A 25,857-nucleotide genomic window follows, 5' to 3' on the forward strand; every position below is an offset into this window, starting at 1 on the left:
GATCCGGCCGTGCCGGTGGCCGGTGCACCGCGAATCCAAGATCAAACCAGACCCGCCACATCGCCTTTGAGGACGGACCTTACGCGGGCATGTAGAAAACGTAGTCGGCGGTGTACGGCACAGAAGCGGTGATGCCCTCAGTGCACGGGACGCTGGGGGCGGCGCCGCCCCTGGTCTTGAGGCGCTGGATGTACGTGACCTTGCCGAGCTTGCCGGGTCCGCGATTGCCGGTGGCGCGCAGCAGCAGCTCGGGAATCGCCCTGGGCACGGGCGAGGTGGCGACAGCGGTCGCGGTCACCGAGCTGCCATCCAGCACCGAGGTCCACACCGGGCCTTTGGAATGCAGGACCTCGGGACGGGCCCGGCTGGTGAGGATCGCGTCGGGCTGGAGGAAAACCCAGGTGTTGTTCGTGCACTGGTAGGTCTGCACTCCACGCGCGGCCATGACCGTGCTCAGCTTGTTCCCCTCCGGAACCTTCAGGACTGCGGGTGCGTTCGGGGGATGCGTGGCGGCAGCCGGTGCGGCGGCCGCACCCAGAACGACGGCCGCGAGCGCCGCGGTTGCCAGAGCTGCGGAAGTTCTGCGAACCCGACTCATTTTCTCGTGGTCTCCCGTGTGTTTCGGCCTGGTGGCGGTCACCGGCCGCTACCCACACGAACCCGACCCCGTCACGGTTCAGCGCAATTTCCCGGACAGGTCGGAAACCAACTCACCCGGAACTCCAGTCGGCAACGACAGTTTCATCGCCGCCAGCAACGGCACCGCCAGCAACGCGGCGGCGGTCCACGGCAACGCGGGCGCGAAGTGGTCCAGAATCACCCCGCCTGAGGCCGCGCCGCCTGCCACGGCCCCGTTCCACGCCGCGATGGTCAACGATTGCGCCCTGTCGGCGTGCCGTCCCGCGACCAAGGCGGTGACTGCCTGAAACGCCGTGGGTGCGCCACCGAACGCCAAGCCCCACAACACGCACGCCAGCAGGACCGTGACGACACTGCCGGACAACGCCAGCAGGGCGATTCCGCAGGCGGTCAGCGCCGAGCACCCACAGAGGACCGCGCGTGGATACCGGTCCAATGCCGAGCCGACCGCGGCGATCCCGCACACCGCCGCCGCGCCGAACGCCAGAAGCACTGTGCTCAACAGGGTTTCCCGTCCGATTCGGGCCAGGACGGGACCGAGGTAGGTGTAGAGCACGTTGTGGCCCAGCGAGTACACGAACACCATCACCAGCACTGGCCGCATCGCAGGCACAGCCGTCCTTACCGCTCCGGTGGGTTCTGCTGCCACCGCGGGCACGACAGCGAGGACCCAGAACAGCAACGGCACCGCGATCACCGCCATGGCAGCGAACGACCAGCGCCAGCCGACAAGATCGCCGAGCACGGTTCCCGCGGGCACCCCAGCCGCGAAACCCACTGGCGTGCCGGCCATCGCCACGGCCAATGCCCGCCCGGCGAGCGCCGGTGGTGCGATCCGCATCGCGTACACCGCGACCAGCGACCACATCACCCCGGTCACGGCACCGGACACCACACGTGCACCCAGAATCACCTCATACCAAGGAGATACGGCGATCACGACGTTCGTCACGACGAACCCGAGCACAAGGGCCACCAGCACACGCTTGCGCGGCGACCGGGACGTCACGGCGGTCAAAGGGATCGCCGTGATCGCGGTGGTGATGGCGTAAACCGTGACCAGCTGCCCTGTCGTGGACGGCGACACACCGAGATCCTCGGACATGCCCAGCAGCAGCCCAGCAGGCAGCACTTCGGTCAGACAGCCCAACAACACGGTCAACGTGAGCGCGAGCAGCGCTCGCAACGGCAGTTTCTCCTGCGGCACGGGATGTCCCTCCACGGGTTGACGCCCCGGCGCGGTGGGCTGGCCGTGCCGGGGCGCGGGGAATCGGATCAGCCCTTTGCCAGTTGGGCGTCGATCCACGTCCGCAGAGCGGACTCACCCTTGAACCCGATCATCCGGGAGTTCGGCAGCTCCGCCGCGGCGCGCACCGGCACCAGGGTGGGCAGATACTGGATGCGGTAGCGGGACAGCAGGTCACGGCTGGTGTCCGCGTCGACCTCGCCGAGCAGGAACCGGCCGCCGTACTGCCCGGCCAGCTTCTCGATGACCGGCTTGAGCTGGCGGCACGGCGGGCACCACGTGGCGCCGAAGTCCAGGATCACCAGCTTGGTCTTGGAGATCTCCATCACCTGGCTGTAGTTCGCGGACGTCACGGTGACGACGTTCTCCGCGTTGACCACGACGTTCGTGTCGGCGGCGGGCACGGCTGTGGCAGGCGTCGACAGCAGTGCCGAGGCCGCGACGGCGACGGCGGCGACGCCCGCGCGCAGCCAGTTCTTGGGCAGGGACATGACAGCTCCTTGATGTGCAGGGAACAACGGGGCAACGGTGTGCGGATCAGCCGGAGGTGGTGGCCAGCCCGGCGGAGACCCAGTCCTCGATGCCCTCGCGGTATTCGCGTACGTTCGCGTAGCCGAGTTCACGCAGCCGGGCGCCGACGAACTCGCTGTTGCGACAGGGCACGTTCGCGCAGTACACGACGATCTCGGCGGACTTGTCCGGCAGGACGTCCGGCGCGTACCGGTCGGTGAACCCGGCTGCCTGCTCGTAGGGGAAACCGGGGATGTTCACCGCGCCGGGCAGGTGCTCCTGCTCGTAATAGGCCACCGGCATGGTGTCGACCACCACCAGTGTGCCCGCGTCGATGCCATTCCGGAGTTCGTCCCGCGTGATCAACGGCAACATTGAAGAATCCCTTTCCGGCCCGGTCGGCGCAGCGTTTCGCGCCGATTCCGAGTGTGGCCGGACGGGAAGTGCGCGCCCACTGCCAGACGGCTATGTCACGTCGTTATCCAGCCACCGGCGGTAGCGGTCGCTCTCGGCGGTGAGGCGGGCGTAGTCGTCGACGGCGGCGCGGTGCACGGCGTCGAACCGGTCACCGGACGGGTGGTCGGCCCGCCACACCAGGATGTGTTGCACGGTCATCGGATTGCCTGCCAGCGGCCGGATCGCGGTGCCGGCCGACTCCGATGTGGTCGGTTGCACCAGGCACACCCCGTGGCCGCCGCGCACCAGGCCGAACCGCAGCGTGTCCACGTCGTGCGCGATGCGCGGGGTGAACCCGTGCGCCAGGCACATCTCACGGAACACGATCCGGCAGCCGTCGCCGCAGCTGGACACGATCCACCGCTCCTCGGCCAGGTCCGCCAGGTCCACGACCGGCGCGGCGGCCAGCCGGTGCGTCGACGGCATCGCCACGAACGACGGTTCCGCCACCACCCGCTCGGCGCGCAGCCCGTCCGGCACGGCCAGCGACCGCTGACCGCAGATCATCGCCAGCGCGAGGTCCACGCACCCGCTCGCGACCTGCGTGACCAGCCTGCTGTGCGACAGATCCGAGCGGGTGGTGAGTTCGCTGCCCGGCAGCAACTGGCGGACGCGGTGGAACACGTCGGAGGCGAGCGCACTGTCGTTCCAGCCGATCCGAACGTGCCCGTGCGCGGGCTGCTGTCGCCGGAAGTCCCGGTCGAGCTCGTCGAACGCCGGGATGATCGCCTCGGCACGGGCCAGCAGGAGACGCCCGATCCTGGTGGGCCGCACCCCGTGCGGGCCGCGGTCGAACAGCTTGTCGCCCACCAGTTGCTCGATCCTGCGCAGCTGGTGGCTGAGCGCGGGCTGCGCCAGCCGCAGTTCGCCCGCCGCGCGGTTGAGGCTGCCCGCCCGTGCGATGGCGAGCAGCACCCGCAGGTGCCGGACCTGAAGTTCCATATCGCTCATTTAGACGCGCCGTGCGGCGCCTGTCACCGGATTGGGGCGAACGGTCCAAGTCCGGTGTGCCGAAGGGCGGCAGCGTCTGCTCCGGGCGGGCGTGATGGCGGGCTTCGGCGTACCGCGCGCATAAGACGGCGGCATGACTTTTCGGCAGTACCTGGCGCGCCGGTTCGTGCCGATAGTGAGCGGATCCGGATTTCCCTGCCCCTGTGAATACATTTTCGGAGTCGACGGTGTTGCTGACAACTCCGCTGACCGAACACTGCGCCGCGCCACTGCGAAGTGGCAGGCACGTGTGTATCGGCGTGAGCCCTTTCAACAGTTACTTCACGGTGGAACGCGTCACCGCACTCGCCCGCTGGGCATTGCGGCAATTCGAGCGTTTCCATTTCTTCGTACCCGACCGCGCGGCGGTGTACACCTTGGAGGCGCTGGGTTACGAACCTGCCCGCGCCCGGCGCAAGGCCGCCCGCCAGGGCCAGTACGTGCTCAACAAAATCCACCGCGCGCTGGAGGAAGTGGGCGTGACCGAGCCCGGCGAGCACGTGCTCGACGGCGCCGCGCTCGCCCGCAACGACCGCTACCAGCACCTCCTGCGCGACGCGCACGACCGGTTCGCGACCGACGAGGAGTTCGGCGAGCACTGCCTTGAGGCCACTCGCTGGGTGCTCGACCGGCGGTTACCCGACGGGCAGTCGCCCACCGACGCCCAATTGCGTTGTGCCGTCCTGTACTTCCTGGCCGAACTGCCGATGTTCATCGACACCCCGGCGATCGCCGGGGTGGACAGCTCGGTGTTCGCCTACCACCAGCGGGTGGTCTTCCTGGAACGGCTCTACGCACGCGAACTGGCCTGGCAGCCGCATCCCGGTCAGGGATTCGTCGTGTTGTGCGCCGATGAGGAAGCGGCGTGACGATGGCACACGACGACTATTCGCTGCGCAGACTGCCCGACGAGGCCCGTACCTCGTGGTTCTCCGTCGCCGTGCAGCGGTTCGGGCAGGTGTCCGCGTTCCACCAGTTCCTGCTCGGTGCCACGCTCGGCTTCGGGATGACGTTCTGGGACGCGGTCCTCGCGATCACCCTCGGGTCGGTGATGCTGGAGGTCGTCACGATCCTCATGGGCATCGCGGGCGTGCGGGAAAGCGTGTCCACGTCCGTGCTGGCCCGGTGGACGGGGTTCGGCGCCCGCGGTTCCGCGCTGGTCGGGCTGCTGGTGACGCTGAGCCTCGCGGGGTGGTTCGGCGTGCAGAACGACGTGTTCGCGCACGGCCTGCGCACGTTGATGGGCGGGCCGCCGGTCTGGGTGTGGGCCGTCATCGGTGGCGTCGCGGTGACCGCGATCGTGGTCGCCGGGTTCCACACCATGGCGTGGACGGCGTACCTGACCGTGCCCGCCTTCCTGCTGCTCACCGCGTGGACGATCGTGTCCGAGCTGAGCAGGCACGATGTGGCGCACCTGGTCGACATGCCCGCGCCGGGACCCGCGTTGAGCCTCGCGCAAGGCACCACGCTCGTCGCGGGCGCGTTCATCATGGGCGCGGTGATGACACCCGACATGACCCGGTTCAACCGGCGTCCCAGCGACGTGGTGAAACAGACCCTGATCAGCGTCACCCTCGGCGAGTACCTGATCGGCCTGACCGGTGTGCTGCTCGCGCACGCCGCCCGCAGCGCGGACGTGGTCGCGGTGATCATGTCCAACTCCGGCGTGATCGGTACGCTGATCATGGTCGCGGCGATACTGAAGATCAACGACTGGAACCTGTACTCGGCGTCGCTCGGCCTGGTCAACACGGTGGACGTGCTGCTGCGCAAGCAGATCGGCCGGTCCGGCGCGACGATGTGGCTCGGCGCGCTGGGGACCCTGCTCTCCGCGCTGGGCATCCTCGAGCACTTCACCGCCTTCCTGACCTGGATCGGGGTGATCACGCCGCCGGTCGCGGGCATCATGATCGCCGAGTACTTCGTGGTGCGGACGTGGCGCGCCCAGCTGGACGAGTCACGCGCGGCCGGCGAGCTGCCGGGCGACCCGCCGGACTGGGTGCCCGTCTCGCTGGTGTGCTGGGTCGCGGGCGCGGCGGTGGGATTCCTGGTCCCGGTCGGGATCCCGACGATCAACTCCGTCGTGGCCGCGTTCGCGCTGTACGCTGTGGTCGGCAGGACGGCCGGGATCACGCGGCCGGTGCCCGGATCCCGGGTCGACACTCACCGCTGAACGGGGAAGTGACGGCATGGAACTCGATGTCCACCACCTGCGGCTCGTCCAGGCGATCGGTGCGGCAGGCAGCCTGTCGGAAGCAGCGGTGCTGCTCGGCATCAGCCAGCCCGCGGTCAGCAGCAAGCTCAAGCGCTTGGAGAACACGCTGGGGCAGCGGCTGTTCGACCGGGGCAACCACGCCACGTCCGTCGCGCCGACCCCCACCGGCGAGTTGCTGCTCGACCGGATCAGCGCGGTGCTCCCGCTGATGGAGGGGCTGGTGCGGGACATCGAGACCCGCACCGGCCCGTCGGAGGTGGTGCGGGTCGGCGGGGTGTGCTCGCCGATCCTCGGCCACCTGCCGGCGATCGTGGGTCAACGGATGTCGACCGGTCCCGGCGCGTCGCTGTTCGACAGCGACTGCCGGGACCTCGTGGTGAACCTGGTGGCGCAGCGCCGGTTGGAAGTGGGCGTGGTCAAGGACTACCCCGGGTACGAGACGGTCGCGCCCGCGTCGGTGGGAACGGCGGTGGTGGCGCACGACCGAACGCTTGTCCTGCTGCGCGAGGACCACCCGCTGGCGCGGCACAAGGTGATCGCGCTGGACCAGCTCGCGGAGCAGGAATGGGTGCTGCCCGCGCCGGACTCGTCCAGGTTCCACGAGTACTTCCACGCATGTTGCCGCCGCAAGGGTTTCACGCCCCGGGTCCGGTACATCTCGGAGTCCTACGGGATGACTGTGGCAGCGGTGCGCAACGGCGCGGTCGGGCTGTCGCAGGCCGCGTGCGAGGGGCACCAGCAGCTCGCCGGCCGTCTGCTGGCGGACGGAGCCCTGTCGCGGAGGTTCCTGCTGGTGTGGCACCGGGAGGGGGAGTTCGCCGACTGCGCGCGCGAGATGGTCGCGGATGCCGCGCTGGCCTACCGGCTGGAGTGCGAGGAATCGCCCGTCTACTCGCGTTACCTGGCCTGACCGCGGGGTTTCCGCCGGGCGTTGCCGGAGGAAACCCCTGCCCTGCTGATCAGCGCAGGCCGGCCGGGGGAACCGTGGTGCCGTGCACCCAGGCTTCGTGGAAGGCAGTGAGGTCCATGTCGGCCACTGCCGCGGTGTAGAGCTCCCAGTCGTACCAGCCCTGGTTGAGCGACACCGCGATCTCCGGGAATTCACGCAGCACCACGAAGAACTTCTCGTCGCCGATGTGCTTGCGCAGCGCGTGCACCATCAAAACGCCCTTGTCGGTGACCGAGAACTCCTTGCCGACGCCCGGATCGGCCAGCTCGCGCCCCCAGAACCTCGGGTCCGCGCCCGCGCGGCGCATGCCGTCCTGGTAGCGCTGCTCGACAGCCTGGCCGCCGTTCGCCTCGTCCCACAGCCACACCAGGTATCGGGTGTACGACTCGACCAACGGCTGGTCTTTCCACATCTTGATGGCCAGCTGATTGCCCCACCACTGTGCGGCCATCGCCTGCACCAACGCCGACTGGTCCGCGCTGCCGCCGTACACCGGGCGGCCCTGTGAGGGATGCGCGTAGAAGATCCGGTCCGGCACGTACATTCCGCCCGTGGACGCTGTCGGGTAGGGGCCGAGTTCGCCGGTCAGGAAGTCCATGACCTTCGGGAGGGCAGCGGCGAGCGTGCCGTCGGTGCCGGGCGCGAACGCGTCGAGGACCGGGGTACCGCCGGGCAGGCCGGATTCGCGAACGGTGAACCGGTCGATACCGATCATGGTGGCCGACGGCGTGATCGGGGTCTCCTCGGCCCACCGGTGTTGTCCATTGTGGATGGACTTGCGCACGCCGTTGGACACCACGGCCCAGCCGTTCGGGACCGTCCCGTTCACGTGGAAGGTGGCCTTGTCCGCCGACGTGTCGTTCACGGGGAACCACGTCGTCGCCGAATGCGGCGCGCCCGCGGCGAACACCCCGCCGGTGGCCGACACACGCCACCCGGTCGCGCCTCGCCGTGGGGTGTACTCCGGCTGAGGACGTCCACAGTAGACGATCTCGACCGTGAACGACGTGTCCGCGGCCAGTTCGGCGGCAGGCGTGATCACCAGTTCGTGTTCCTTGGCACGGGTGAAGGCCGCGGCGACGCCGTTGACCTTCACCGAAGTCACGACGAGGCCGCGCAGGTCGAGATCGAAACGGGTGAGGCGCTGGGTGGTGGTGGCCGTGACGACAGTCCTGGCGTTGAGGAAACGGGCAACCGGGTCGTAGGCCAGGTTGACCGTGTAGTCGGCGACGTCGTAGCCGCCGTTGCCGTCGGTGGGGTAGTAGGGGTCGACGCCGAGCACGACGCCGTTCGGGGCGACGTGCACGTAGCCGTCGGTGCCGATTGTGTCGTCCGCGTGTGCCGTGGCCGGGCACGGGGACAGGCCGCACAGCAGCAGGGTGGCCGACGAGAACGCTCGCCGGATCCGCACAGCCATCGGAAACCTCTCAGGTCCGGGAAATGGTCCGGCCAGTCTCGGCGGACCCGGCCACGCCCTGCCATTGCCACTTCCCTATGCCTGCGCGTTATCGCGGACGCGTCAGTGCCAATAGGCACGCCGGGTCATGATGTGGTCGGCCACGAACTTCGCGTCGTGCCACACGCCCCAGATGAAGCTCGATCCCCGCCGCACCAGCCAGGGCAGTCCCAGGAAGTAGACGCCGGGCACGGCCGACACACCGCGCCGGTGCTTGGGCTTGCCGTTCTCGTCGAACGCGTCGACCTGCAGCCAGCTGTAGTCGACGGCGTAGCCGGTGGCCCACACGATCGAGTTGACGTCAGCGGTGGCGAGGTCCAGTTGGAGGAGGGGATCGGTCACGCAGGCCGGGGTCGCCCCCAGCACGCGCGCCCCCGGTTCCCCGGGGAGGTCCAAGCCGTTGTGCGCGGCGTAGGCGTCGGCCTCGTCCAGGAGCGAGAGGTAGTTCGCGTCGCCGTTGGCGATGTTGGTCGCCAGGTCCGGCGCGAAGCGGACTGTGCCGTTGTCGAACGAGGTGGTCAGGCCGACGAGGGTGATGCCGAGGGCGGCGAGGGCGCGGAAGTCCACGGTGTGGCCACCGCGTGCGCCGCTGACCGCGATGGTGACGTGTTCGGCTCCGCGCGGCGGGGTCTGCGCGTCCCACTTGCCGAGGGCCCCGAGCCACCAGCAGAAGTCACGTCCGCGGTAGCTGCGCGGCGGCCGGTCGTGCGGGCCGACGGACAGGTAGACGCGCCGCCCGGACCGGTGGAGCTCCTCGGCGATCTGCACGCCTGACGATCCGGCTCCGACGACGAGCACAGCCCCTTCGGGCAACTGCTGCGGGTTGCGGTACGCGTTGGAGTGCAGCTGCAAGGGGCCTGCGTCGCCCGGCGCGATCGGCGGGATCACCGGGCGCTGGAACGGCCCGGTCGCGGCGACGACGAAGCGCGCGTCGAGGGAGCCGTCCGAGGTCTCCACCCGGAAACCGGGCCTGCCGTGGTGCCGTCGGACAGACGTGACCTCGACACCGGTCCGGATCGGCGCGGCGATCTTGGCCGCGTAGGACTCGAAGTAGTCCGCGATCTGGTCCTTCGAGGCGAAGGCGTCCGGTGCGAGGCCGGGGAACTCCATACCGGGGAACCGGTCGTGCCACGCGGGTCCGTTCGCGACCAGTGAGTCCCACCGCTCCGACCGCCAGCGCTCGGCGACGCGGTGCCGTTCCAGGACCAGGTGCGGCACACCGCAGTCGCTCAGGTGCTCGCTCATCGCCACACCGGCCTGACCACCGCCGACGACGAGGACATCGACTTCTTGGCTGGACATGCCACCCTTTCCTTTCACGTCCCGATCCGCTCGGGGTCCTGCGTGGACGAAGAAGCGACGTCGCCTGCCTGCAGCAGCGGTGTTCCCGCGGTCTCACGCAGCGAGAAGGCCGCGGCGAGGCCGATCACGGCCGCCACCATCAGGTACGGGCCGGGCACGATCGTGCTGCCGGTCGCGGAGATCAGCGTCGTCATCAGGTACGGGACCGTCCCGGCGAACAGGGCCGCCGTGACGTTGTACGCGATCGAGAGGCCACCCTGGCGGGTGCGGGTCGGGAAGATCTCGGCCGACCACACCGCGTAGCTGCCGAGAATGGCCGCGAGGACGACCCCGAGGCCGAGCGCCGCCACCCAGGTGCCCGCCACGCCGGTGCGCATCAGCAGGAACGCGGGCGTCGCGAGGACCAGCAGCGCGATCCCGGCGCCGATGAGGACCGGACGCCTGCCGACCCGGTCGGAGAGCCCGCCGAAGGCGGGTACCAGCACGAGACCCACCAGCGAGATCACCGTGGACAGCAGCGCGGCGTCGCCGGGGGAGTGGCCGAGGTAGTCGGTCTCGTAGGTGACGAGGTAGGTCAGCACCGCGTAGAACGGCACGTGCATCATCGTCATCAAGCCCGCGGCCTGCAGCAGCTGTTTCCAGTTGTCGCGGAACAGCTCCCTGATGGGGCTGCGCGGGATGTTGCCGGTGGCCTCGAGTGTGCGGTACTCGGGCGTGTCCTCGATCTTGTCGCGGATGACGAAGCCGATGATCCCCAGTGGTGCGGCGATGAGGAACGGGATCCGCCACCCCCAGGTCGCCACCTGCTCACCGGACAACCCGACCGACAGCAGCAGGAACACGAACGACCCGGCGAGGAAACCGAGCAGCGAGCCGACTTCCAGCCAGCTGACGCCGAACCCGCGGCGGCGGCGCGGCGCGTACTCGGCGAGGAAACTGGCCGCGCTGCCGAACTCCCCGCCTGCCGCGAAGCCCTGCGCCAGCCGCAGGACGACCAGCAGGACCGGCGCGGCGATGCCGATCGTCGAGTAGCCCGGCAGCAGGCCGATCACCAGGGTGGCGCCCGACATCACGAAGATGACGATCGAGAGCGTCCGTTTGCGGCCGATCCGGTCGCCGAGCGGACCGAACACGAGCGCGCCGATCGGCCGGATGCCGAACGACACGGCGAACACGCCGAAGACCGCGAGCAGCCCGGCGGTCCGGTCGCTGGACGGGAAGAAGACCGTGGCGATCGTACTCGCCAGGTACGCGTAGGCCGCCCAGTCGAACCAGTGCACGAAGACACCGACCGCGCCTGCCGCGATGCTGCGCCGCAGGATCGCCGGATCGATGGTGGCCTCGGTGAGCTCCTCGGCCGGAGGAGCGGGGTGTGCGGTCATGGTGCCTCCTTGAACCGGTTCTCGCACAGACGGTCAGACGCTTTGCCGTGTCGCGCGGTCCACGCCCGTCCACGCGAGCGCCACGGCGCCGTCGAGCAACGCCCGCTCGGCGATGCCGCCGACGCACGCCGCCGCGAACTCGCGCTGGTGGTTGACGGCGGGCAGCGACCCGACGCCGATGTACGGGTGGATCGCGGGGACGACCTGCGAGACGTTGCCCATGTCGGTCGAGGCCCGGTTCATCCGTGCCGCGGTACCGTCCGCGGCGAATTCCCGGCCGAGTTCGACGGCGTTGGCCCGGTAGTCCGCGAGGCTGGTCTCGTCGGCGCGGAACTCGGCGTAGGGCTTGCTTTCCGGTTGCACGGTCAGCTCACACCCGGTCGCCAGCGCACCGGCCTCGAACGCCCGCAGCACTCGGGGTTCCAGCTCGGCGAGCTCCGCCAGCGTCCCGGCCCGGACGTACCAGCGGCCGGAGGCGTGCCCCGGGATGGCGTTCGGCGCGTCGCCCGCGTGCGTGACGACGCCGTGCACGCGGGCCGATGCGGGAAGCTGTTGGCGCAGCAGGCCGATCGCGACCTGGGCGACGGTGAACGCGTCGGCGGCGTTCACGCCTGCCTCCGGGTAGGCGGCGGCGTGCGCGGACTTCCCGGTGTAGGAGATCTTCGAGTGGCTCACCGCGAACGGCTTGGCCTCGGCGACGTCGACCGGCGCGGGGTGGACCATCATCGCCAGGTCCACGTCGGCGAACGCGCCACGGTCGAGCAGTTCGATCTTCCCGCCGCCGCCTTCCTCGGCCGGGGTGCCGTAGACCTCGACGGTGACGCCGATGTCGTCGGCGACAGCGGCCAGGCCCAGTGCGGCACCGACCGAGCCGGCCGCGATGAGGTTGTGCCCGCAGGCGTGGCCCATTCCGGGGAGGGCGTCGTACTCGGCGCACAACGCGATGCGCAGCGGTCCGCTGCCGAAACGGGCGAAGAAGGCGGTGTCGAGACCCAGGTAGCGGGACGTCACCTGGAACCCGGCGCGGTCGAGCAGGCCGGGCACCGCGGCGGCGGCGTGGTGTTCCTCCCAGGCTGTCTCGGGGTCGGCGTGCAGCCGTTCGGAGAGCCGGACCAGGTCGCCGGCGTGCCGGTCGACCTCGGCGCGGGCGGCGGCTTTCGGCGTGGTCATCGCGAGTCCCCGGGAACGCCGTAGGACGGCGCGGTGGCGGGGTCGAGGCCGCGGCGCACGTAGTCGTCGCGCTGGGGCAGCCAGACGTCGAGCAGTTCGGCGAGCCGGTCGATCGGGTCGTCGGCCCAGTCGATTCGCAGGTCGGTGACGTGCCAGTCGACGTCGGCGACCACGACCAGCCCCGCGGAGTGCACGGGTCCTTCCTCGCCACCCGCGTCCACGGCGGCCCTGAGCGCGGTGACGAGCCGTTGCTCCAGTTCGCCCGTCGCCGAGGTGAACGCGTCGACGACGACCCGAGGGATGTGGCCCCCGGCGAGCATGTTGCCCGCGGCCACCGCGCCGTCCCCGGTCGCGGTGGCGTGCGTGCCGAGCGTGTGGCCGCCGCTGTAGGCGAAACCGTTGCCGCTGCGGCCGAGCACGGTCAGTTGCCGGTACTCGATGTTCTCGGCGGATCCGACCACTTCGGACAGTGCGCGTTCCGCGTCGCCGTGTTCGGCGAGCCGGTCGAGCAGGGCGGTGCCGAGGCGCGGGTCGGTGATGTTCTGTGACGCCGCCGCGCCGACCCCGGGGCGCAGGTGCGCCACCCTGGCCGCCACGGCCGGGCTCGACGAGCCGGCCGCGATGCCGAACCGGTCACCGTCCCGGGCGACGAGCGAGAAGGTCACTGGCCCTCCTCCTGCGGGATCACGGCGATCGCGTCGATCTCGCACAGCCACTCCGGGCGGGCAAGGCCGGACACGACGAGGCCGGTCGAGATCGGGTGGACGCCTTTGGTCCACCGGCCGACAGCGCGGTAGACGGGCTCGCGGTAGCGCGGGTCGACCAGGTAGATCGTCAGCTTGACCAGGTGCTCCATCCGGCTGCCGGCCTCTTCGAGGAGCATCTTGATGTTCGCCATGGCCTGGTCGGCCTGTGCGGCGGCGTCCCCGATCCCGACGGACTCGCTGGTGTCGAGGTCCTGTCCGATCTGGCCGCGGACGTACACGGTGTTGCCTGCGACGACGGCCTGGCACAGGTCGTTGTCGAGGTTCTGCTCCGGATACGTGTCGCGCGTGTTGAACGGCCGGACGCGCTTGTGGACGGTCATCGGCTGAGCGTGACGCAGGACGCTTTGATCCGTCCAACAGATGTTTTCGGGTTAATGCATCTGATAAATAGATCTAATCAGGTCAGTGCGCATAAAGATGGCGGCACAGTGCACGGAACTCCTGGGCGCGGCGGGTCACGCGGACACCGCGTATCCACGCCACGACGATCTCCAGGGCGGCGACGTCGTCGGTCAACGCGAGGGGAACCGCCTGGGCACCGGCGTACGTCGTATCCACAGGCGGGCGCTGGTTGAGCAACGCGAAGCCGTGACCGTGCGCGACGAGGGCACGCACGGTCTCGTAGCCGGTGCTGCGGTGCCGGACCACGGGTACAACGCCAGCGTCGAGCAGTACCGACTGGAGGTATTCACGGCTGTGCGGCAGGTCGAGCAGCACCATCGGCTCGTCAGCCAGCTCGGCCAGCGACACGGTGCCCCGGGCGGCGAGACGGTGGTCGGACGCGACAAGCGCGTACGGCGGTGCGGTGTCGACCACCATGCGGTCGATGTCGTCGTCGAGGTCGTAGCCGTAGAGCAACGCGACCTCGCACTCGCCGGACCGCAGCGCGGCCTTGAGCGCCGAGTGCTCGCCTTCCCGCACGGACACGACGACCTGCGGGTGCCGTCGTTCGAACTCCGCCAGCAACCCCGGCAGCCGGAACGGCGCGAGCGTCGAGAAACACCCGATCGCCAGTGGCCCGACAAGCCCCGCGCCCGCATGCCGCGCGGCCTCGACGAGCTCGGCACCGTGCGCGAGGAAGTCCAGGACACGCTGGTGGAACGCCTGGCCCACGGTGGTCAGGCTCAGCCCGCGAGCGTGATGGCGCAGCAGGAGCTGCACACCCAGCTCCCGCTCGAGCTGGGCGATCGCGGTGGAGACCGCCGACTGCGACACCATCAGCTCGCGGGAAGCGGCGGTCATGCTGAGGTGCCGTGCCGCCGCTTCGAAGTACCGGAGCTGGACAAGGGTGAAGGAGGGCTCGCTCACCGCGTCATCCTGCCTCGCCGGCACACCCGCTGCCACGTGTGGCAGCGGCCGGACAAACGTCTTCCCGGACAACCTGGATGTCCGGGAAGATGATCGTGATGACAACCGACCGGCGAACACCAGCTTCGAACTCCCTGTACGGATTGGCCCTTGGCGATGCGCTGGGCTCCCAGTTCTTCATCCCCGACAACCGCGGCGCGTTGGAACGACGGCAGATGCCGCCCAGCCCGTGGCAGTGGACCGACGACGCCGAGATGGCGTGCTCCGTCTTCGCTGTGCTGCACCAATCCGGGCACATCGACCAGGACCGGTTGGCCGCGAGCTTCGCGACCCACCATGACTTCGACCGCGGCTACGGGCCGTCCGTGAACCGGTTGCTGCGGCTGGTTCGAGAGGGCGGCTCGTGGCGTGACTTGGCCTCGGGTCTGTTCGACGGCCAAGGCTCATGGGGCAACGGCGCCGCTATGCGCGTCGCGCCGCTCGGCGCTTGGTTCGCCGACGACCTCGACGAGGCAGCGCGCCAGGCTGCGCTGTCGGCCGAGGTGACCCACACCCACCCCGACGGAGTGGCCGGGGCGGTCGCCGTCGCGGTCGCCACCGCGTTGGCCGTCAACCTCGATCCGCCTGCGCCCAGGGACTTCCTCGACCAGGTTCTGCAACGGGTGCCCCGAGGCCGGGTGCACCACGGGATCTGGGCCGCCAGGGGACTGGCGCACGTGCCATCGCCGAAGATCGCCGTCCGCGAACTCGGCAACGGCCGCTACACCGCCGCCCACGACACTGTGCCGTTCGCACTGTGGGCCGCGGCGCGCAACATCGAGGACTACGAACAAGCCATCTGGATCACGGCCGGCACTGGTGGCGATGTGGACACCACATGCGCCATCGTCGGCGGCATCGTCGCCGCCCACGTCGGCGTCGACGGCCTCCCGGGTTCGTGGCGGGCGGCCTGCGAGCCACTCCCGGTGTGGGCGGGCGCGTGGCCCGGCTTTCCCAATCCGGCGCGGTGACCCGGTGAGATCTGCTAGATGTCTACCTGGTCCGTGAGCCGAACGTCCGGAAGGGAACGTGCGCTGTGGAAGCTGAACAGCTTCGGAACGAGCTGTGCGAGGCATTGGAGTTCGCCGCTCCGATGACATGGGAGACCATTCGCCTCGAAGTGCAGGCGACTGTGGTGACCAGCATGGCGAGCACCTCCGTGGTGAACAGGGACGGCAGGCCGGGCTCGCTCGTGTTGCCGGACGGCTTCATGGACAAGCTGCGCGACTACCGCGCCGCCTGCTACGAACCAGGGCGGGGCACGTGGTACTCCGCTGTCATCGCCCTGCGCGTGGACGGCGAACCGGACATCGCCCTGCACTACGACGAGAAGCCGGAGTGGGGCGTCTGGCCCCACCCCACGTCGTACGTACGGGACCTGGAGTTGTTCCCGCGCGACGAGGAGCACGTGCCCGGCTGGCTGCGTGAGCAGATCGAGCTGGCCGGGCCGGTGCCCGAGAAGACGGGGAGTCACGCATCGGCGGAGCCCGCGGCGGAGCCGGCCGGGCAACAGGGCAACCTCCTGGATCAGCAGGAAATGCTCGACCGGCTCACCCGTACCCTGCTCGAGGCGTTGCCTGCGAACTGGCAGCGGCTCTTGATCCAGTACCGCGTCGTCGGCAGGCACAGCGATGCCGGAGTCGGCCTGGTGAAGGACGGCGACGACCGGATACACCACTGGGATCCGCCTCGTGAGGCGTGGCACAGGTTCCAGGACCTGCGGCGGGTCATGTACGTGGAGGGTCAGGGAACCTGGTTCGGTGTGCAGTACAAGCTCATCAGGCCGGGCAGGTTCGACGTCAAGTACAACTGGAACAAGGAACCGGGCCTCGAGGACGCACCCGCTCCCGAGGAGTTCGCGCTCGAGCAGAGCCGTTTCCCCCGTTCCGAGGAGCACCAGCCGCACTGGTACCGGGCCGGGCTGGCCAGGGCGAGTGCGAGCTGACCCGGCGGCCGGGGAACCCCTGGAACGGCCGTTTCAGCCAGAACTGAAGCCGTGGACACGCTTGCCGCGCCGCCCGTAGCCTTCGCGGATCTGATCATCTTCTCGATTGGGGGTCTGATGACGAAACCTCTTGTTCGCGTACTCGCGACCACGGCGATCGGCGCGGCGGTCGCTCTCGCGGTCGCCCCGTTGGCTCACGCGGCCCAAGCCGGTCCGTACGAAACCAAGGCGGAGTGCTTGGAAGTGCGGGTGAAGTACATGAAGTACAACCCGACGCCGTGCAACCCGGTGACGGACCCGTGGGAACGTACACTGTGGACCTTCTACTACGACAAGCCCTGACGCGGCCGCTGAGCCGCGTGACCGGGGCCGCCGCTGCTCCACTGTGGACTTCTTCACTCGATCGGGTGGCCTCGGCATAGTCGGTGATCCGGCGTGGTACCCGCAGCGTGCAACGAGATGCGGAGATCGAAGAAGGGCGTGCACCGCCGACGGCCTGTGGTGCTCCTGATCCCGAGCAGGAAATGGCAGGCCAGCACGAGAATCACCAGTTCCGCGCGGCCAGGTCCCCCAGTAGGAGGCGGATCGGGCTGAGCGGGTCAGCCCACCGCCGGTGGACGCGCGGAACGACCTCGCGGCCGGCTCGCTGGTTCGATGTCGTCGTCAACCAGTGAGCCGGCCGCGTTGCCATGCCGCCGCCGGTGCTCACCCGACGGCCGAGTCACGCTCGTCGTGTCCTGCCACCTCGGTGACGCATTCGCATTCGTCCGCGGTCTGCAGGAGCACACTGGGCAGGTCTGACCGGCCGCCGATGGCGAGCTTGCGGTAGATGTGGGTCAAGTGCTGTTCCACAGTGCTCAGCAGGGAGCTGCCACCGCTGACGGCGTGGACGCGTCGTGCGAGGTCGTCGGGCGCGTTCTCGTGGGCGCCGCCGGTGATCAGCTCCTGAACCCCGTGCACGGGCAAGGAACCAGCGGGACGTATTCGCAATAGGACCGGCCCAGGATCTCGTTGTGGAACGCGAGCTGGTGGGTCTCGGTGGTGGGCCGCTGGCTGAAGACCACCATCAGACGCCCCACCTGCAGCCGCCTGGTCAGGTAACGCAGGCTGTGCAGGGACGGGGCGTCGCTGAACTCGACGTCGTCCACGACGACCACGACCGGGTGTTCGCGGGCGAGGTCACGCAGGATGCCGTGGAAGTTCCCCGGCACCCCGCCGTGGCGGTTCGACGGCCCGTGATTGTCCGAATGCGCGAAGGTGTCCAGCAGTGCGTCCGCCCGCGCCGCGATCGGGGGTGGGAGAACAGCACTGTTGAGCAGCTGGTTGAGCACCCCTCCCGGTAATTCCTGTTCTTCACCCTGACAGCGGGCCACCACGCCGAAGGCGGTTTCCGGCTGCGGGCGACCGCCTGAGCCCAGCTCGGCACGTTCCCTCGCGCCAGCCCTGACCAGGGCCGTGTTACAAGATCGACGCCCCCGGCGATCAAGCAGGAAACCGTTGGAGGGGGCAACCGGGTGGAACGAATCGTCACGTCGGTGATGTCATGGCGGATGCGCGGCAAAGAACTCGCCGGACTCGACGATGAACAGCGCAGGCGGATCAACCAGTGTCTGTGTGACGGCGAGCCGGCTGACGATCCCGAGCTGGCGAAACCGTTGGTGCGCCAGGCCGAGCGCATGCTCGGCAGGGCTGTGGAGATCCCGGTCAAGCCGCTGGCGGTGCTGGTCGTGCTGATGGTGGCCGGCTCCGGGTACTTCCTGCTGTCGGGACTTGCGGCGAAGTACGGCTTCCAATGGCAATCGATCGTGATGATCGGGGCAGCGCTGTGGCTGGTGTACGCGGTGCCACGCAACAACCGGCTCTGGCGACACGTCACCCAGTCGCGGAAGGCGACGAAGGACAAGTGGGGCATCCGCCCCTAGCCACCCGCCGCCGGGCGGTCACGGCGTCGAAGGCGCCTGCCGTCGGCGATTGCGGATCTCCTGCACGGTGAACAGTCCGAGCGGGAAGACCATCCCGAGCAGGTACTCCTTCATCTCCGGATCCAGCGCGTGTTCCGCGACGGGTACGACTCGGACGCGGTCCTCCGCGAACGCGGCCCGTTCGTCCACCATGGACACGCAGACCGCCGCGGGACGAGAATGTTCGCTGACTCCTCGTCCTGCCTGGCGAAAGCGGTGATCCGCTCGTGCCGGACCCGGCCGTCCGCGCTGCTCGGCGTCGCTCACCGCAAGTTCGTGCTGGCTTAAGGACCATCGGGGCACGCCGGAACTCGCAAACCATACCGGGACAAGGCAGATCCAGCGGAGTGCGTCTGACTCCAGGCGGCCTGGCTCTAACGGAGCAGTGGCGGTCACCGGGCGTAGGCGTTGCCGCGGTCAGTTCCGACGATTCGCTGAATCGATGCTCCTGTGCCTTCTGCCGCGCAGTTCGGGGTTGGCATGCTGTGCAGTCGGCGTCGAATAGGGGGTAGCGAGGTGCCACCGAGTCCGAACGACCCGGAGACCGCGCGCACGGTGACGAAGCTGGTTCAGTACCTGCGGGACACCACAGCGTCGTCACGTCAGCAAGCTGTGCACCTCGACCAGTACGAACTCGTGACGTGGCTCAGCGACCTGCCGGACGAGGTGGCGGTCCTCGACCCGGGCCAGGACGGGCGGCTGTTGACGATTCCCCTTGTGCCACGGCCGGAGAGCCCGGCGATGCCGCCGGATCTGGTCGGTGTGGTGTCCGCTGACGCGTGGAACGACGTCGATGTCGACGAGCCCGCGTGGCGCGATGCGGAAGCCCACGTCATGCAGGCGATGGAGGACAGGCGACGCTGGCGGGAGCTCGACGCTCAACGTGCTCCGGTCCGTACCTTGTACGAGAGGTTCCGTGAGGTCGCGGCCAAGCTCGAGCACAGCGATGACGAGTACGAGCTGGTGCTGTCCGCGGGTCTCATCCACGGCAAGGCACCCGACGGGACCGTGGTGCGCCGCCATCTGCTGACCCAGCAGCTGTCCGCGGGCGTGAACCTGCAGTCCGCGGCCGTGCACGTGACGGTGAACCGCGATGTCCGGCCGCAGTTGGAAGATCGCCAGTTCCTCGCGGGCGTGATCCGCCAGCACGCGGGTCTGGGCGAGTCGATCCGCGACGAGCTCGAGGTGAGTGCCCCGCTGCCGCACGTCGGGCAGTCCGCCAAGCTGGTGGCCAGCTGGGTCGAGCGGATGCTGCCCGAGTCGCCTCGCCTGTCCGGTGACGTGCGGGAACCCGCCGGCGAGCCGCCTGCCAGGCTGGCGGTCAGCATGTCACCGGCCATCGTGTTCCGGCGGCGGGACCGGACGCACGTGGTGGAGTACTTCGAGCAGATGCAGGGCGTTCTGCGGCGGGAGAAACGAAAGGTCCCGCTCGGCCTGGCCCAGCTGCTGTGGGACCTGGACCCGGAGCAACGCCGGAAGTGGCTGCGTGAGACCGGGCACGAGGTGCGGGACGTGCTCGGTGACGACCCGCTGTTCCCGTTTCCCACGAACGATGAACAACGTCGTGTGCTGTCCCGGTTGCGCACCGACAACACAGTTGTCGTCCAAGGCCCGCCCGGCACAGGAAAAACGCACACCACGCGCAACCTGATCTCGGCGCTGCTGGCACAAGGCCTGCGCGTCCTGGTGACCAGTCAACGCGAGCAGCCGTTGCGTGTCCTGCGTGCAGGGCTACCTGACGATCTCCAGCCGTTGTGCGTGTCGCTGACGGGCGGCAAGGACGGCAGCGATCTGGAGAGCAGCATCGACGCGCTGTCGTCCAGACTGACCACTTCGGACACCACGCAGACCGGTCAGCGCGTGGCGGCGCTGACTCGTGAACGTCTGGCCGCTCAGGCGAAGGTCGACGAACTGCTCCGGCGGCTGAACGCTCTCCAGGACCGGGAACACCAGGTACACGGTGAGGTGAGCCCCGGTTACCGCGGTACTCTCGCCGAGATCGCCAGGAAGCTCACCGAGGGCAGGGACACCCTCGGGTGGCTGGACGATCTGCCGGAGTCCGCGCCGTCCCTGCCGCCGGTCACGGCATCGCAACTGGTCACCGCGCGGCGTGTGATGCGCGAGGATCCCGTGCGACGGCCCGATCCGTTCGTTCCCGCCCCAGGGCAGATCCCCGCGGCCAGTGAGTTCCAGGAACTGCTGAAGGCCACGACGTTCCCCGACCTCTCGCCGGAGGCCGCGGCGATCACCCGCAAGATAGCCAAGGTCCCGGAGTCGCACCTCGGCGCGTGGCGGGCGGCCGTCGCGAACATCCTGGACCTGGCACACCACGTCCGTGCGGGTGCCGCCGGGCTCGGCTGGCCGGAGACAGCGGTCGCCAACGTCCTGGCCGGCCGCCATCTCGACCTGTGGCGGGAGCTGATCCGCAAACCCGGGCGGGCACGGGAACTGTGGGCGAAGGCCGGGCGACCCGGCCCGCGGCACGTGTGGCTGTACCTTCCGGACCGCAGAAGACTGCCGTACCTCGCTGTGCAGGCCCAGCTCCTGAGGGACGGCCTGGCGAACGGGACCCCGCTGCGGCGGTGGCGCGGGATGACGCCGTTCGGCCGCCAGACAGAAGAGGTGGTCACGTCCGCTCTCGTCGCCGGGCGACCGCCGCTCACCGTCGATGCCGCACAAGCCGTCCTCGATGTCCTCGACTGCGAACGTGAAACCGACGAACTGTTCGAACTGTGGGCGGAACTGGGCGTCCCGCTGGTCGCCGCGCCCTCCTTGCGTGCCCGGTTGAGCCTGTTGTGCGACTCGGACGCGCTGCTGCGCCAGGTCTCCGATCTGGACCGGGCGACGGAGTCCCTCAGGGACAACCTCTCCTCGTCCGGCGTCCGTGTCGTGCTCACCACTGACGCGCAATGGCAGGCACTGCTGGAGGCGATTCGTTTCACACGAGCCCGCCGGGCAGCCGAACCGAGCGTCAAACGACTCAACGAGCTCAACCAGCGATGGCAGGACTGGGCGACACAGCCCCACGCCGCCGCCGAAACACGAGCCGCCGCTGAGGCGGTGGACAACCGGGACCACTCCCACTATCTCGCCGCCACAACGGACATCGAAGCCCTCCGGACCCGGATCACCGAACGGCGACAAGCCCGCGCGGCCTGGCAGGGCCTGCAGACCGCGCACCCCGCGTTGGCGCTCCGGGTGCTGGCCATGCCCGACGGATCCGAGTGGGACAAGGTGGCGGACACCTGGGACGACGCGTGGTCCTGGGCTGCCGCCGCCCGGTTCGTGCACTCCGTCCACGCCGGTGCGACCGAAGCCGGCCTGGAGCCGGAACTGGACGCCGCCCAGCAGCAACTGCTCGACGTCACGGGAAAGCTCGCCGCGGAGCAGGCGTGGATGCACTGCCTGAGCAGGATGGACCAGAAGCAAAGCAGCGCGTTGCGTACATACCAGGTCTGGGCGAGGAAACAGGGCCGCGGCGGTACCGAGTACAAGCACGAGTACCGGCGGGCTGAACGCACCGCGATGATGGCGGCCCGCGACGCGGTTCCCTCGTGGATCATGCCGATCTCGCGTGTCGCGGAAACCATGCCGCCGGGGCAGGACGCGTTCGACGTCGTCATCGTCGACGAGGCCAGCCAAGCCAGTCTGAGCTCGCTGTTCCTGCTGTGGCTCGCACCGCGCATCATCGTGGTGGGCGACGACAAGCAATGCACTCCGTCAGGCGTGGGCAACCGGCAGTACGGCGAACTGTTCGAACGGCTCGCCGTCGACCTGCCGGACATCCCGCTGCACGTGCGCAACCAGTACCTGCCGAACGGCAACCTCTACAACATCCTCAGCACGCGTGCGTCCACGGTGATCCGGCTCAAGGAGCACTTCCGCTGCATGCCCGAGATCATCCGGTGGTCGTCAAGGAGCTTCTACAACGACCAGCTCGTGCCGTTGCGGCAGTTCGGTTCCGACCGCCTCGAACCGATCGTCATCCGGGAGGTGCCCGACGGCGTGCTGCGTGCGGGGAGCAACGAACGGGAAGCCGAGGAACTGGTCAGCCAGCTCGCCGACTGCCTGGACGACCCGGCGTACGCCGGCAAGACGTTCGGGATCATCACCCTGCACGGCGACGGCCAGCAGCCCGTCCTCACCCGTCTGCTCAACGCGAGGGTCTCACCGGACGAGCAGCTCGCGCGGGCGATCCTGATCGGGACGTCCGCGGAGTTCCAGGGCGACGAACGCGATGTCATCTTCCTGTCCACTGTGGTCGCCGGTGTGCCCAGGCTCGACCGGACCAACGCGTTCGCGCAACGCGTGAACGTGGCGGTGACCCGGGCGAAGGACCAGCTCTGGCTGTTCACGTCGGTGACCGTGAACCAGCTCAAACCCGAGGACTTCAGGTACCGGCTGCTGACGGAGCTGAAAGGCGAGACCGAGGCGAGGAGACCGATGCTCGCGGACGTCCCGGCGGACATCCACGTCGCACCGTTCCAGTCGATGTTCACCCAGCACGTCTACCGGGCGATCCGGCGACGAGGCTTCCACGCCGAGCCCTACGTCCGGGTCGGTGACCGCACGATCGACATCGTCGTGCGGGGAGCGTCCGCCTCCGTCGGGATCATCTGCGACGAACACACCAGCCAGTCCGACGACGACCGGCGGGAGTTCGACCGTCAGGTGCGGGAGCTCAAACGGGCCGGTTGGCCGTTCGGCAGGGTGTCCCACAGCCTGTTCGTGCTCGATCCGGACCGGGCGATGGCGCATGTGTGGGAAGTCCTCCGGTCGAAGGGCATCGGCACCGAACCAAGTGCGGACCACCGGTGAAGTCGTGCCAGGGGAAGGGCGATTCGCATGGCTGAGCTCTATCCACCGTGGAACGCCCAGGTTGTCGAGGGTGTCGCCGACGTGCTCGGCCACACCGACCACGGCATGACCGGTTCCCAGATCACCCGGTTGCTCGCCGAGCTGAACATCCCCGACCTCCAGCAGCGAGACACCAAGCGGGTCCGGCTGCGGCACGCACTGCTTGCCGCGCAGGACAAAGACGGCACGGCCGGCAGTGTGGTCGCGTTCGTCAACCGGTCGATGGAACCAGTGCGCTACCGGGACAATCCCTCGCTGTGGACCTCGCGCCAGGCCGCGCTCAACGAAGTCCTGGTCTTCGAAGGGTTTCGCGTCGACGAGGCAGGCAGGGTCCAGCAGGGCAGGCATGCCGAGACCTTGAGCCAGGCCACCCAGCACGCCAGCAACCTGCGCGCCGAGCTACGGCGCCGCGGGACGCACAAGGACGTGCTGCACTACTGCACCACGGAACTGCTCCAGAAGAACGCCTTCCACGCCGTGCTGGAAGCGACCAAGAGCGTGTTCGACAAGCTCCGCCTCCGCACCGGCTGTTGCGGCGACGGCGCCAAACTCATCGAGCTGACGCTGTGCCCGGGTGACGATCCGCCGCTGGCCGTCAACGGGTTGTCCAGTCACTCCGAGCTTGACGAGCAGAAGGGTTTCGCCAACCTGCTCAAGGGCGTGAACAGCATGTTTCGCAACCCGGTGGCCCACGACCCGCGTCTCAAGCGGACTGTCACCGACGAGGAACTGCTTGAGCTGCTGACCATGCTGTCGATGGTCCACCGGCGCCTCGACACCGCCCAACTGCGGCGTAGACCTTGCCAGTCGCCGTGACCGGCACGTACACCGTGGGTGGAGCAGATCACAAAAATGCAGCCAGGCGGGGCGCGCAGCCGGGAAGCTTGACTGGATCGCAGGACGGCAGCCAGTGGAAGGGATCCCACGCATGAGTCGACCGGTCGTCGCGGCAACAGGAGAAGTAGTCGACACGGCTCGTTACCCGCTGTCGGACCCCGGCAGTGCGGCGTGGCGTGCGGCTGTCGACCACGCGCGCAGCGAGCTGGACCGCGTGGGCTGCTGCGTGCTGCCCGACTTCATCAGGCCCGACCTGCGGGACACCGTCCGGCTCGAGTGCGCCAGCGTCGCGCCGCTGGCCCACGACCAGGTCGAAGTGGTGAACGCGTACAACATCGCCATCGACACACCGTTGCCCGAGGGCCATCCCGGGCGGGTCACGATGGAACGCGGCAACGCCTTCGTCGCCCGTGACCAGATCCCCGCCGACTTCGTCATGCACCGGCTGTACACGAGCACGTCTTTTCAGCGTTTCGTCGCGGCCTGCTTCCGGCTGCCCTCCCTGTACGAACTGGCGGATCCGTTGTCCGGGCTCTGCCTCAACGTGATCGCGCCCGGACGCGCACACCCGTGGCATTTCGACACCAACGAGTACACGGTCAGCATGCTCACGCAGAGATCCGCGGACGGCGGCGACTTCGAGTACTGCCCGAACATCCGCTCGGCCGGCGCGGAGAACTTCGAGGACGTCGCAGGTGTGCTCGCGGGCACGCGAGCGGACCTGCCGCGTCAGCTGACGCTGGCACCGGGCGATCTGCAGCTGTTCAAGGGCCGGTACTCCCTGCACCGCGTCACCGAGGTCGCGGGCAGCACCGCGCGACACACTGCGATCTTCGCCTACAGCGAGCGACCAGGCGTTATCGGTAGTGTCGAACGCACCAGGCAGTTGTTCGGCCGGGTGCTACCAGAGCACACCGCGGCCGAGTTCCGCGCGGTCCGTGGGGACCGCCTGCTCGACTGACCTCCAGAGGAGTGCGGCGCGTGCCTTTCGACACCACCGGAAAAGTCTCCCTCGATCACATCTACGCGCAGGCGGATCCACGCGCGTACTTCACCACGTTGCGCGAGCTCGAGTACTGCATACCGCAGCTCGCCGAGCCCTATTTCGCCGATCTGATCCGTCAGCACCGCACCCGGCTCGGCCGGACTGTGCGGGTGCTCGACGTCGGGTGCTCGTACGGCATCAACGCGGCGCTGCTGAACGGCGGCGCCACCATGGACGAGCTGTACGAGTGGTATACCGACCCGGTCGCCAGTGTGCTGGACCGCGACGAGTTGCTGATCCGTGACCGCGAAAGGTTCGCGAAAGGACAGTCGGGAGCGCGGATCGCGGGCTTCGACTCGTCGCGGTCCGCGCTGGACTACGCGCACGCGTCCGGTCTGCTCGACGACGTGGTCTGCGCCGACCTGGAAACCGGTGACCTGACCGAATCCCAGCGCGCCCGGCTGTCCGGCACCGACCTGGTGATCTCCACCGGGTGCATCGGGTACGTGGGCGCGAGCACGATCGTCAAACTGGCCACCGTCGACGAGGACCGGCGGCCGTGGATGGCCCATTTCGTGCTCCGGATGATCCCGTTCGACCCCATTGCGGACAGCCTGCGCGCGTTGGGGTATGACATCGAACTGGTCGACCGGGTGTTCCGGCAGCGGCGGTTCGTCTCCGACGAGGAGCAGGACCAGGTCATCGACACGCTGCACGCACAAGGTATCGATCCGCACGGCCTGGAGGACACTGGCTGGCTGTACGCGCAATTGCGCGTCTGCCGTCCTGCAGGCAGTGTCGGTTCCACCCCTGCCACTGACGGCGTGGCAGGTCAGCACTGAC

General features: G+C 68.9%; 26 protein-coding genes. 11 read left to right on the top strand and 15 right to left on the bottom strand.

Features of this window, described 5'->3' with window-relative positions:
- Positions 1-79 precede the first annotated feature (79 nt).
- The 5 genes from AOZ06_RS24685 to AOZ06_RS24705 all read right to left on the bottom strand — a co-directional run bounded on the left by AOZ06_RS24685 (position 80) and on the right by AOZ06_RS24705 (position 3,793).
- A complete protein-coding gene (locus tag AOZ06_RS24685) occupies positions 80-445 on the bottom strand; it encodes a DUF3455 domain-containing protein (RefSeq protein WP_236952389.1) in 366 nt (121 codons plus the stop codon).
- 231 nt (positions 446-676) lie between these two features.
- On the bottom strand, positions 677-1,846 hold the full coding sequence (locus AOZ06_RS24690) for an MFS transporter (protein ID WP_083471899.1): 1,170 nt from the start codon (positions 1,844-1,846) through the stop codon (positions 677-679).
- A gap of 68 nt (positions 1,847-1,914) precedes the next feature.
- A complete protein-coding gene (locus tag AOZ06_RS24695) occupies positions 1,915-2,376 on the bottom strand; it encodes a thioredoxin family protein (RefSeq protein ID WP_054291580.1) in 462 nt (153 codons plus the stop codon).
- 46 nt (positions 2,377-2,422) lie between these two features.
- Positions 2,423-2,770 carry a rhodanese-like domain-containing protein gene (locus tag AOZ06_RS24700; RefSeq protein ID WP_054291581.1) on the bottom strand — a complete coding sequence of 116 codons (348 nt, stop codon included), beginning with the start codon at positions 2,768-2,770 and terminating at the stop codon, positions 2,423-2,425.
- A gap of 90 nt (positions 2,771-2,860) precedes the next feature.
- Positions 2,861-3,793 carry a LysR family transcriptional regulator gene (locus tag AOZ06_RS24705; protein ID WP_054291582.1) on the bottom strand — a complete coding sequence of 311 codons (933 nt, stop codon included), beginning with the start codon at positions 3,791-3,793 and terminating at the stop codon, positions 2,861-2,863.
- A gap of 296 nt (positions 3,794-4,089) precedes the next feature.
- Here AOZ06_RS24705 and AOZ06_RS24710 point away from each other — a divergent pair, with 296 nt between their 5' ends.
- From AOZ06_RS24710 to AOZ06_RS24720, 3 genes are read left to right on the top strand one after another with little or no spacing between them, the layout of a single operon-like run.
- The gene (locus AOZ06_RS24710) at positions 4,090-4,710 is read left to right on the top strand and encodes a tRNA-dependent cyclodipeptide synthase (RefSeq protein WP_236952452.1); all 621 of its coding nucleotides are present in this window, start codon (positions 4,090-4,092) and stop codon (positions 4,708-4,710) included.
- Positions 4,711-4,712: 2 nt separating this feature from the next.
- Positions 4,713-6,014 carry a purine-cytosine permease family protein gene (locus tag AOZ06_RS24715; RefSeq protein WP_054291584.1) on the top strand — a complete coding sequence of 434 codons (1,302 nt, stop codon included), beginning with the start codon at positions 4,713-4,715 and terminating at the stop codon, positions 6,012-6,014.
- A 16-nt stretch (positions 6,015-6,030) separates the two neighbouring features.
- Positions 6,031-6,966: a LysR family transcriptional regulator gene (locus AOZ06_RS24720; RefSeq protein ID WP_054291585.1), complete on the top strand. Its 936-nt coding sequence runs from the start codon at positions 6,031-6,033 to the stop codon at positions 6,964-6,966.
- Between the two features lie 49 nt (positions 6,967-7,015).
- Here the strand turns inward: AOZ06_RS24720 and AOZ06_RS24725 are convergent, their stop codons facing one another.
- The 7 genes from AOZ06_RS24725 to AOZ06_RS24755 form a co-directional block, all read right to left on the bottom strand.
- Positions 7,016-8,422, bottom strand: coding sequence for a gluzincin family metallopeptidase (locus AOZ06_RS24725; RefSeq protein ID WP_054291586.1), 1,407 nt, complete (start codon positions 8,420-8,422; stop codon positions 7,016-7,018).
- Positions 8,423-8,524: 102 nt separating this feature from the next.
- The gene (locus AOZ06_RS24730) at positions 8,525-9,763 is read right to left on the bottom strand and encodes a flavin-containing monooxygenase (protein WP_054291587.1); all 1,239 of its coding nucleotides are present in this window, start codon (positions 9,761-9,763) and stop codon (positions 8,525-8,527) included.
- Positions 9,764-9,777: 14 nt separating this feature from the next.
- Positions 9,778-11,145 (bottom strand): MFS transporter, encoded by a 1,368-nt coding sequence (locus tag AOZ06_RS24735; protein ID WP_083471900.1) that lies wholly within the window; start codon positions 11,143-11,145, stop codon positions 9,778-9,780.
- Between the two features lie 33 nt (positions 11,146-11,178).
- Positions 11,179-12,315 (bottom strand): amidohydrolase, encoded by a 1,137-nt coding sequence (locus AOZ06_RS24740; protein ID WP_054291588.1) that lies wholly within the window; start codon positions 12,313-12,315, stop codon positions 11,179-11,181.
- Positions 12,312-12,980, bottom strand: a complete 669-nt coding sequence (locus tag AOZ06_RS24745) for a DUF1028 domain-containing protein (RefSeq protein ID WP_054291589.1) — start codon at positions 12,978-12,980, stop codon at positions 12,312-12,314. Before AOZ06_RS24745 ends, AOZ06_RS24740 begins: the two co-directional genes overlap by 4 nt.
- A complete protein-coding gene (locus AOZ06_RS24750; protein WP_054291590.1) occupies positions 12,977-13,402 on the bottom strand; it encodes a RidA family protein in 426 nt (141 codons plus the stop codon). The genes AOZ06_RS24745 and AOZ06_RS24750 overlap by 4 nt, the downstream gene beginning before the upstream one ends.
- An 82-nt stretch (positions 13,403-13,484) precedes the next feature.
- Positions 13,485-14,390, bottom strand: coding sequence for a LysR substrate-binding domain-containing protein (locus tag AOZ06_RS24755; RefSeq protein ID WP_054296890.1), 906 nt, complete (start codon positions 14,388-14,390; stop codon positions 13,485-13,487).
- Between the two features lie 143 nt (positions 14,391-14,533).
- Between AOZ06_RS24755 and AOZ06_RS24760 the strand changes: the two genes are divergently transcribed.
- The 3 genes from AOZ06_RS24760 (at position 14,534) to AOZ06_RS24770 (ending at position 16,716) form a co-directional block, all read left to right on the top strand.
- Positions 14,534-15,400, top strand: a complete 867-nt coding sequence (locus tag AOZ06_RS24760; RefSeq protein ID WP_236952390.1) for an ADP-ribosylglycohydrolase family protein — start codon at positions 14,534-14,536, stop codon at positions 15,398-15,400.
- 65 nt (positions 15,401-15,465) lie between these two features.
- Positions 15,466-16,374, top strand: coding sequence for a hypothetical protein (locus AOZ06_RS54335; protein WP_054291591.1), 909 nt, complete (start codon positions 15,466-15,468; stop codon positions 16,372-16,374).
- Positions 16,375-16,491: 117 nt separating this feature from the next.
- The gene (locus tag AOZ06_RS24770) at positions 16,492-16,716 is read left to right on the top strand and encodes a hypothetical protein (protein WP_157233218.1); all 225 of its coding nucleotides are present in this window, start codon (positions 16,492-16,494) and stop codon (positions 16,714-16,716) included.
- 363 nt (positions 16,717-17,079) lie between these two features.
- Here the strand turns inward: AOZ06_RS24770 and AOZ06_RS24775 are convergent, their stop codons facing one another.
- Entirely contained in the window at positions 17,080-17,334 is a 255-nt protein-coding gene (locus AOZ06_RS24775) for a helix-turn-helix domain-containing protein (RefSeq protein WP_054291593.1), read from the bottom strand.
- A complete protein-coding gene (locus tag AOZ06_RS24780; protein WP_054291594.1) occupies positions 17,313-17,705 on the bottom strand; it encodes a hypothetical protein in 393 nt (130 codons plus the stop codon). The genes AOZ06_RS24775 and AOZ06_RS24780 overlap by 22 nt, the downstream gene beginning before the upstream one ends.
- Positions 17,706-17,888: 183 nt before the next feature.
- Between AOZ06_RS24780 and AOZ06_RS24785 the strand changes: the two genes are divergently transcribed.
- The gene (locus tag AOZ06_RS24785) at positions 17,889-18,296 is read left to right on the top strand and encodes a hypothetical protein (RefSeq protein ID WP_054291595.1); all 408 of its coding nucleotides are present in this window, start codon (positions 17,889-17,891) and stop codon (positions 18,294-18,296) included.
- Between the two features lie 18 nt (positions 18,297-18,314).
- Here the strand turns inward: AOZ06_RS24785 and AOZ06_RS24790 are convergent, their stop codons facing one another.
- Positions 18,315-18,488: a hypothetical protein gene (locus AOZ06_RS24790; RefSeq protein ID WP_157233219.1), complete on the bottom strand. Its 174-nt coding sequence runs from the start codon at positions 18,486-18,488 to the stop codon at positions 18,315-18,317.
- Between the two features lie 402 nt (positions 18,489-18,890).
- Here AOZ06_RS24790 and AOZ06_RS24795 point away from each other — a divergent pair, with 402 nt between their 5' ends.
- The 4 genes from AOZ06_RS24795 to AOZ06_RS24810 all read left to right on the top strand — a co-directional run bounded on the left by AOZ06_RS24795 (position 18,891) and on the right by AOZ06_RS24810 (position 25,856).
- Positions 18,891-23,153 carry an AAA domain-containing protein gene (locus tag AOZ06_RS24795; protein ID WP_169798976.1) on the top strand — a complete coding sequence of 1,421 codons (4,263 nt, stop codon included), beginning with the start codon at positions 18,891-18,893 and terminating at the stop codon, positions 23,151-23,153.
- 27 nt (positions 23,154-23,180) lie between these two features.
- A complete protein-coding gene (locus tag AOZ06_RS24800; protein ID WP_054291598.1) occupies positions 23,181-24,008 on the top strand; it encodes a TIGR02391 family protein in 828 nt (275 codons plus the stop codon).
- A gap of 112 nt (positions 24,009-24,120) precedes the next feature.
- Complete coding sequence (locus tag AOZ06_RS24805; protein ID WP_054291599.1) at positions 24,121-24,990, top strand: HalD/BesD family halogenase; 870 nt, start codon at positions 24,121-24,123, stop codon at positions 24,988-24,990.
- Between the two features lie 20 nt (positions 24,991-25,010).
- On the top strand, positions 25,011-25,856 hold the full coding sequence (locus AOZ06_RS24810) for a class I SAM-dependent methyltransferase (protein WP_054291600.1): 846 nt from the start codon (positions 25,011-25,013) through the stop codon (positions 25,854-25,856).
- Position 25,857 lies beyond the last annotated feature (1 nt).

This window comes from Kibdelosporangium phytohabitans, assembly GCF_001302585.1.
In the GTDB taxonomy this organism is placed as follows: Bacteria; Actinomycetota; Actinomycetes; order Mycobacteriales; family Pseudonocardiaceae; genus Kibdelosporangium; species Kibdelosporangium phytohabitans.

What these genes read in the sequence shown, in the direction of transcription:
- AOZ06_RS24685 (WP_236952389.1), bottom strand. Translation starts at nt 445, where the DNA reads ATGGCCGCGCGTGGAGTGCAGACCTACCAGTGCACGAACAACACCTGG.
- AOZ06_RS24695 (WP_054291580.1), bottom strand. Translation starts at nt 2,376, where the DNA reads ATGTCCCTGCCCAAGAACTGGCTGCGCGCGGGCGTCGCCGCCGTCGCC.
- AOZ06_RS24700 (WP_054291581.1), bottom strand. Translation starts at nt 2,770, where the DNA reads ATGTTGCCGTTGATCACGCGGGACGAACTCCGGAATGGCATCGACGCG.
- AOZ06_RS24705 (WP_054291582.1), bottom strand. Translation starts at nt 3,793, where the DNA reads ATGGAACTTCAGGTCCGGCACCTGCGGGTGCTGCTCGCCATCGCACGG.
- AOZ06_RS24715 (WP_054291584.1), top strand. Translation starts at nt 4,713, where the DNA reads ATGGCACACGACGACTATTCGCTGCGCAGACTGCCCGACGAGGCCCGT.
- AOZ06_RS24720 (WP_054291585.1), top strand. Translation starts at nt 6,031, where the DNA reads ATGGAACTCGATGTCCACCACCTGCGGCTCGTCCAGGCGATCGGTGCG.
- AOZ06_RS24725 (WP_054291586.1), bottom strand. Translation starts at nt 8,422, where the DNA reads ATGGCTGTGCGGATCCGGCGAGCGTTCTCGTCGGCCACCCTGCTGCTG.
- AOZ06_RS24730 (WP_054291587.1), bottom strand. Translation starts at nt 9,763, where the DNA reads ATGTCCAGCCAAGAAGTCGATGTCCTCGTCGTCGGCGGTGGTCAGGCC.
- AOZ06_RS24735 (WP_083471900.1), bottom strand. Translation starts at nt 11,145, where the DNA reads ATGACCGCACACCCCGCTCCTCCGGCCGAGGAGCTCACCGAGGCCACC.
- AOZ06_RS24740 (WP_054291588.1), bottom strand. Translation starts at nt 12,315, where the DNA reads ATGACCACGCCGAAAGCCGCCGCCCGCGCCGAGGTCGACCGGCACGCC.
- AOZ06_RS24750 (WP_054291590.1), bottom strand. Translation starts at nt 13,402, where the DNA reads ATGACCGTCCACAAGCGCGTCCGGCCGTTCAACACGCGCGACACGTAT.
- AOZ06_RS24770 (WP_157233218.1), top strand. Translation starts at nt 16,492, where the DNA reads ATGACGAAACCTCTTGTTCGCGTACTCGCGACCACGGCGATCGGCGCG.
- AOZ06_RS24790 (WP_157233219.1), bottom strand. Translation starts at nt 18,488, where the DNA reads ATGGTGGACGAACGGGCCGCGTTCGCGGAGGACCGCGTCCGAGTCGTA.
- AOZ06_RS24800 (WP_054291598.1), top strand. Translation starts at nt 23,181, where the DNA reads ATGGCTGAGCTCTATCCACCGTGGAACGCCCAGGTTGTCGAGGGTGTC.
- AOZ06_RS24805 (WP_054291599.1), top strand. Translation starts at nt 24,121, where the DNA reads ATGAGTCGACCGGTCGTCGCGGCAACAGGAGAAGTAGTCGACACGGCT.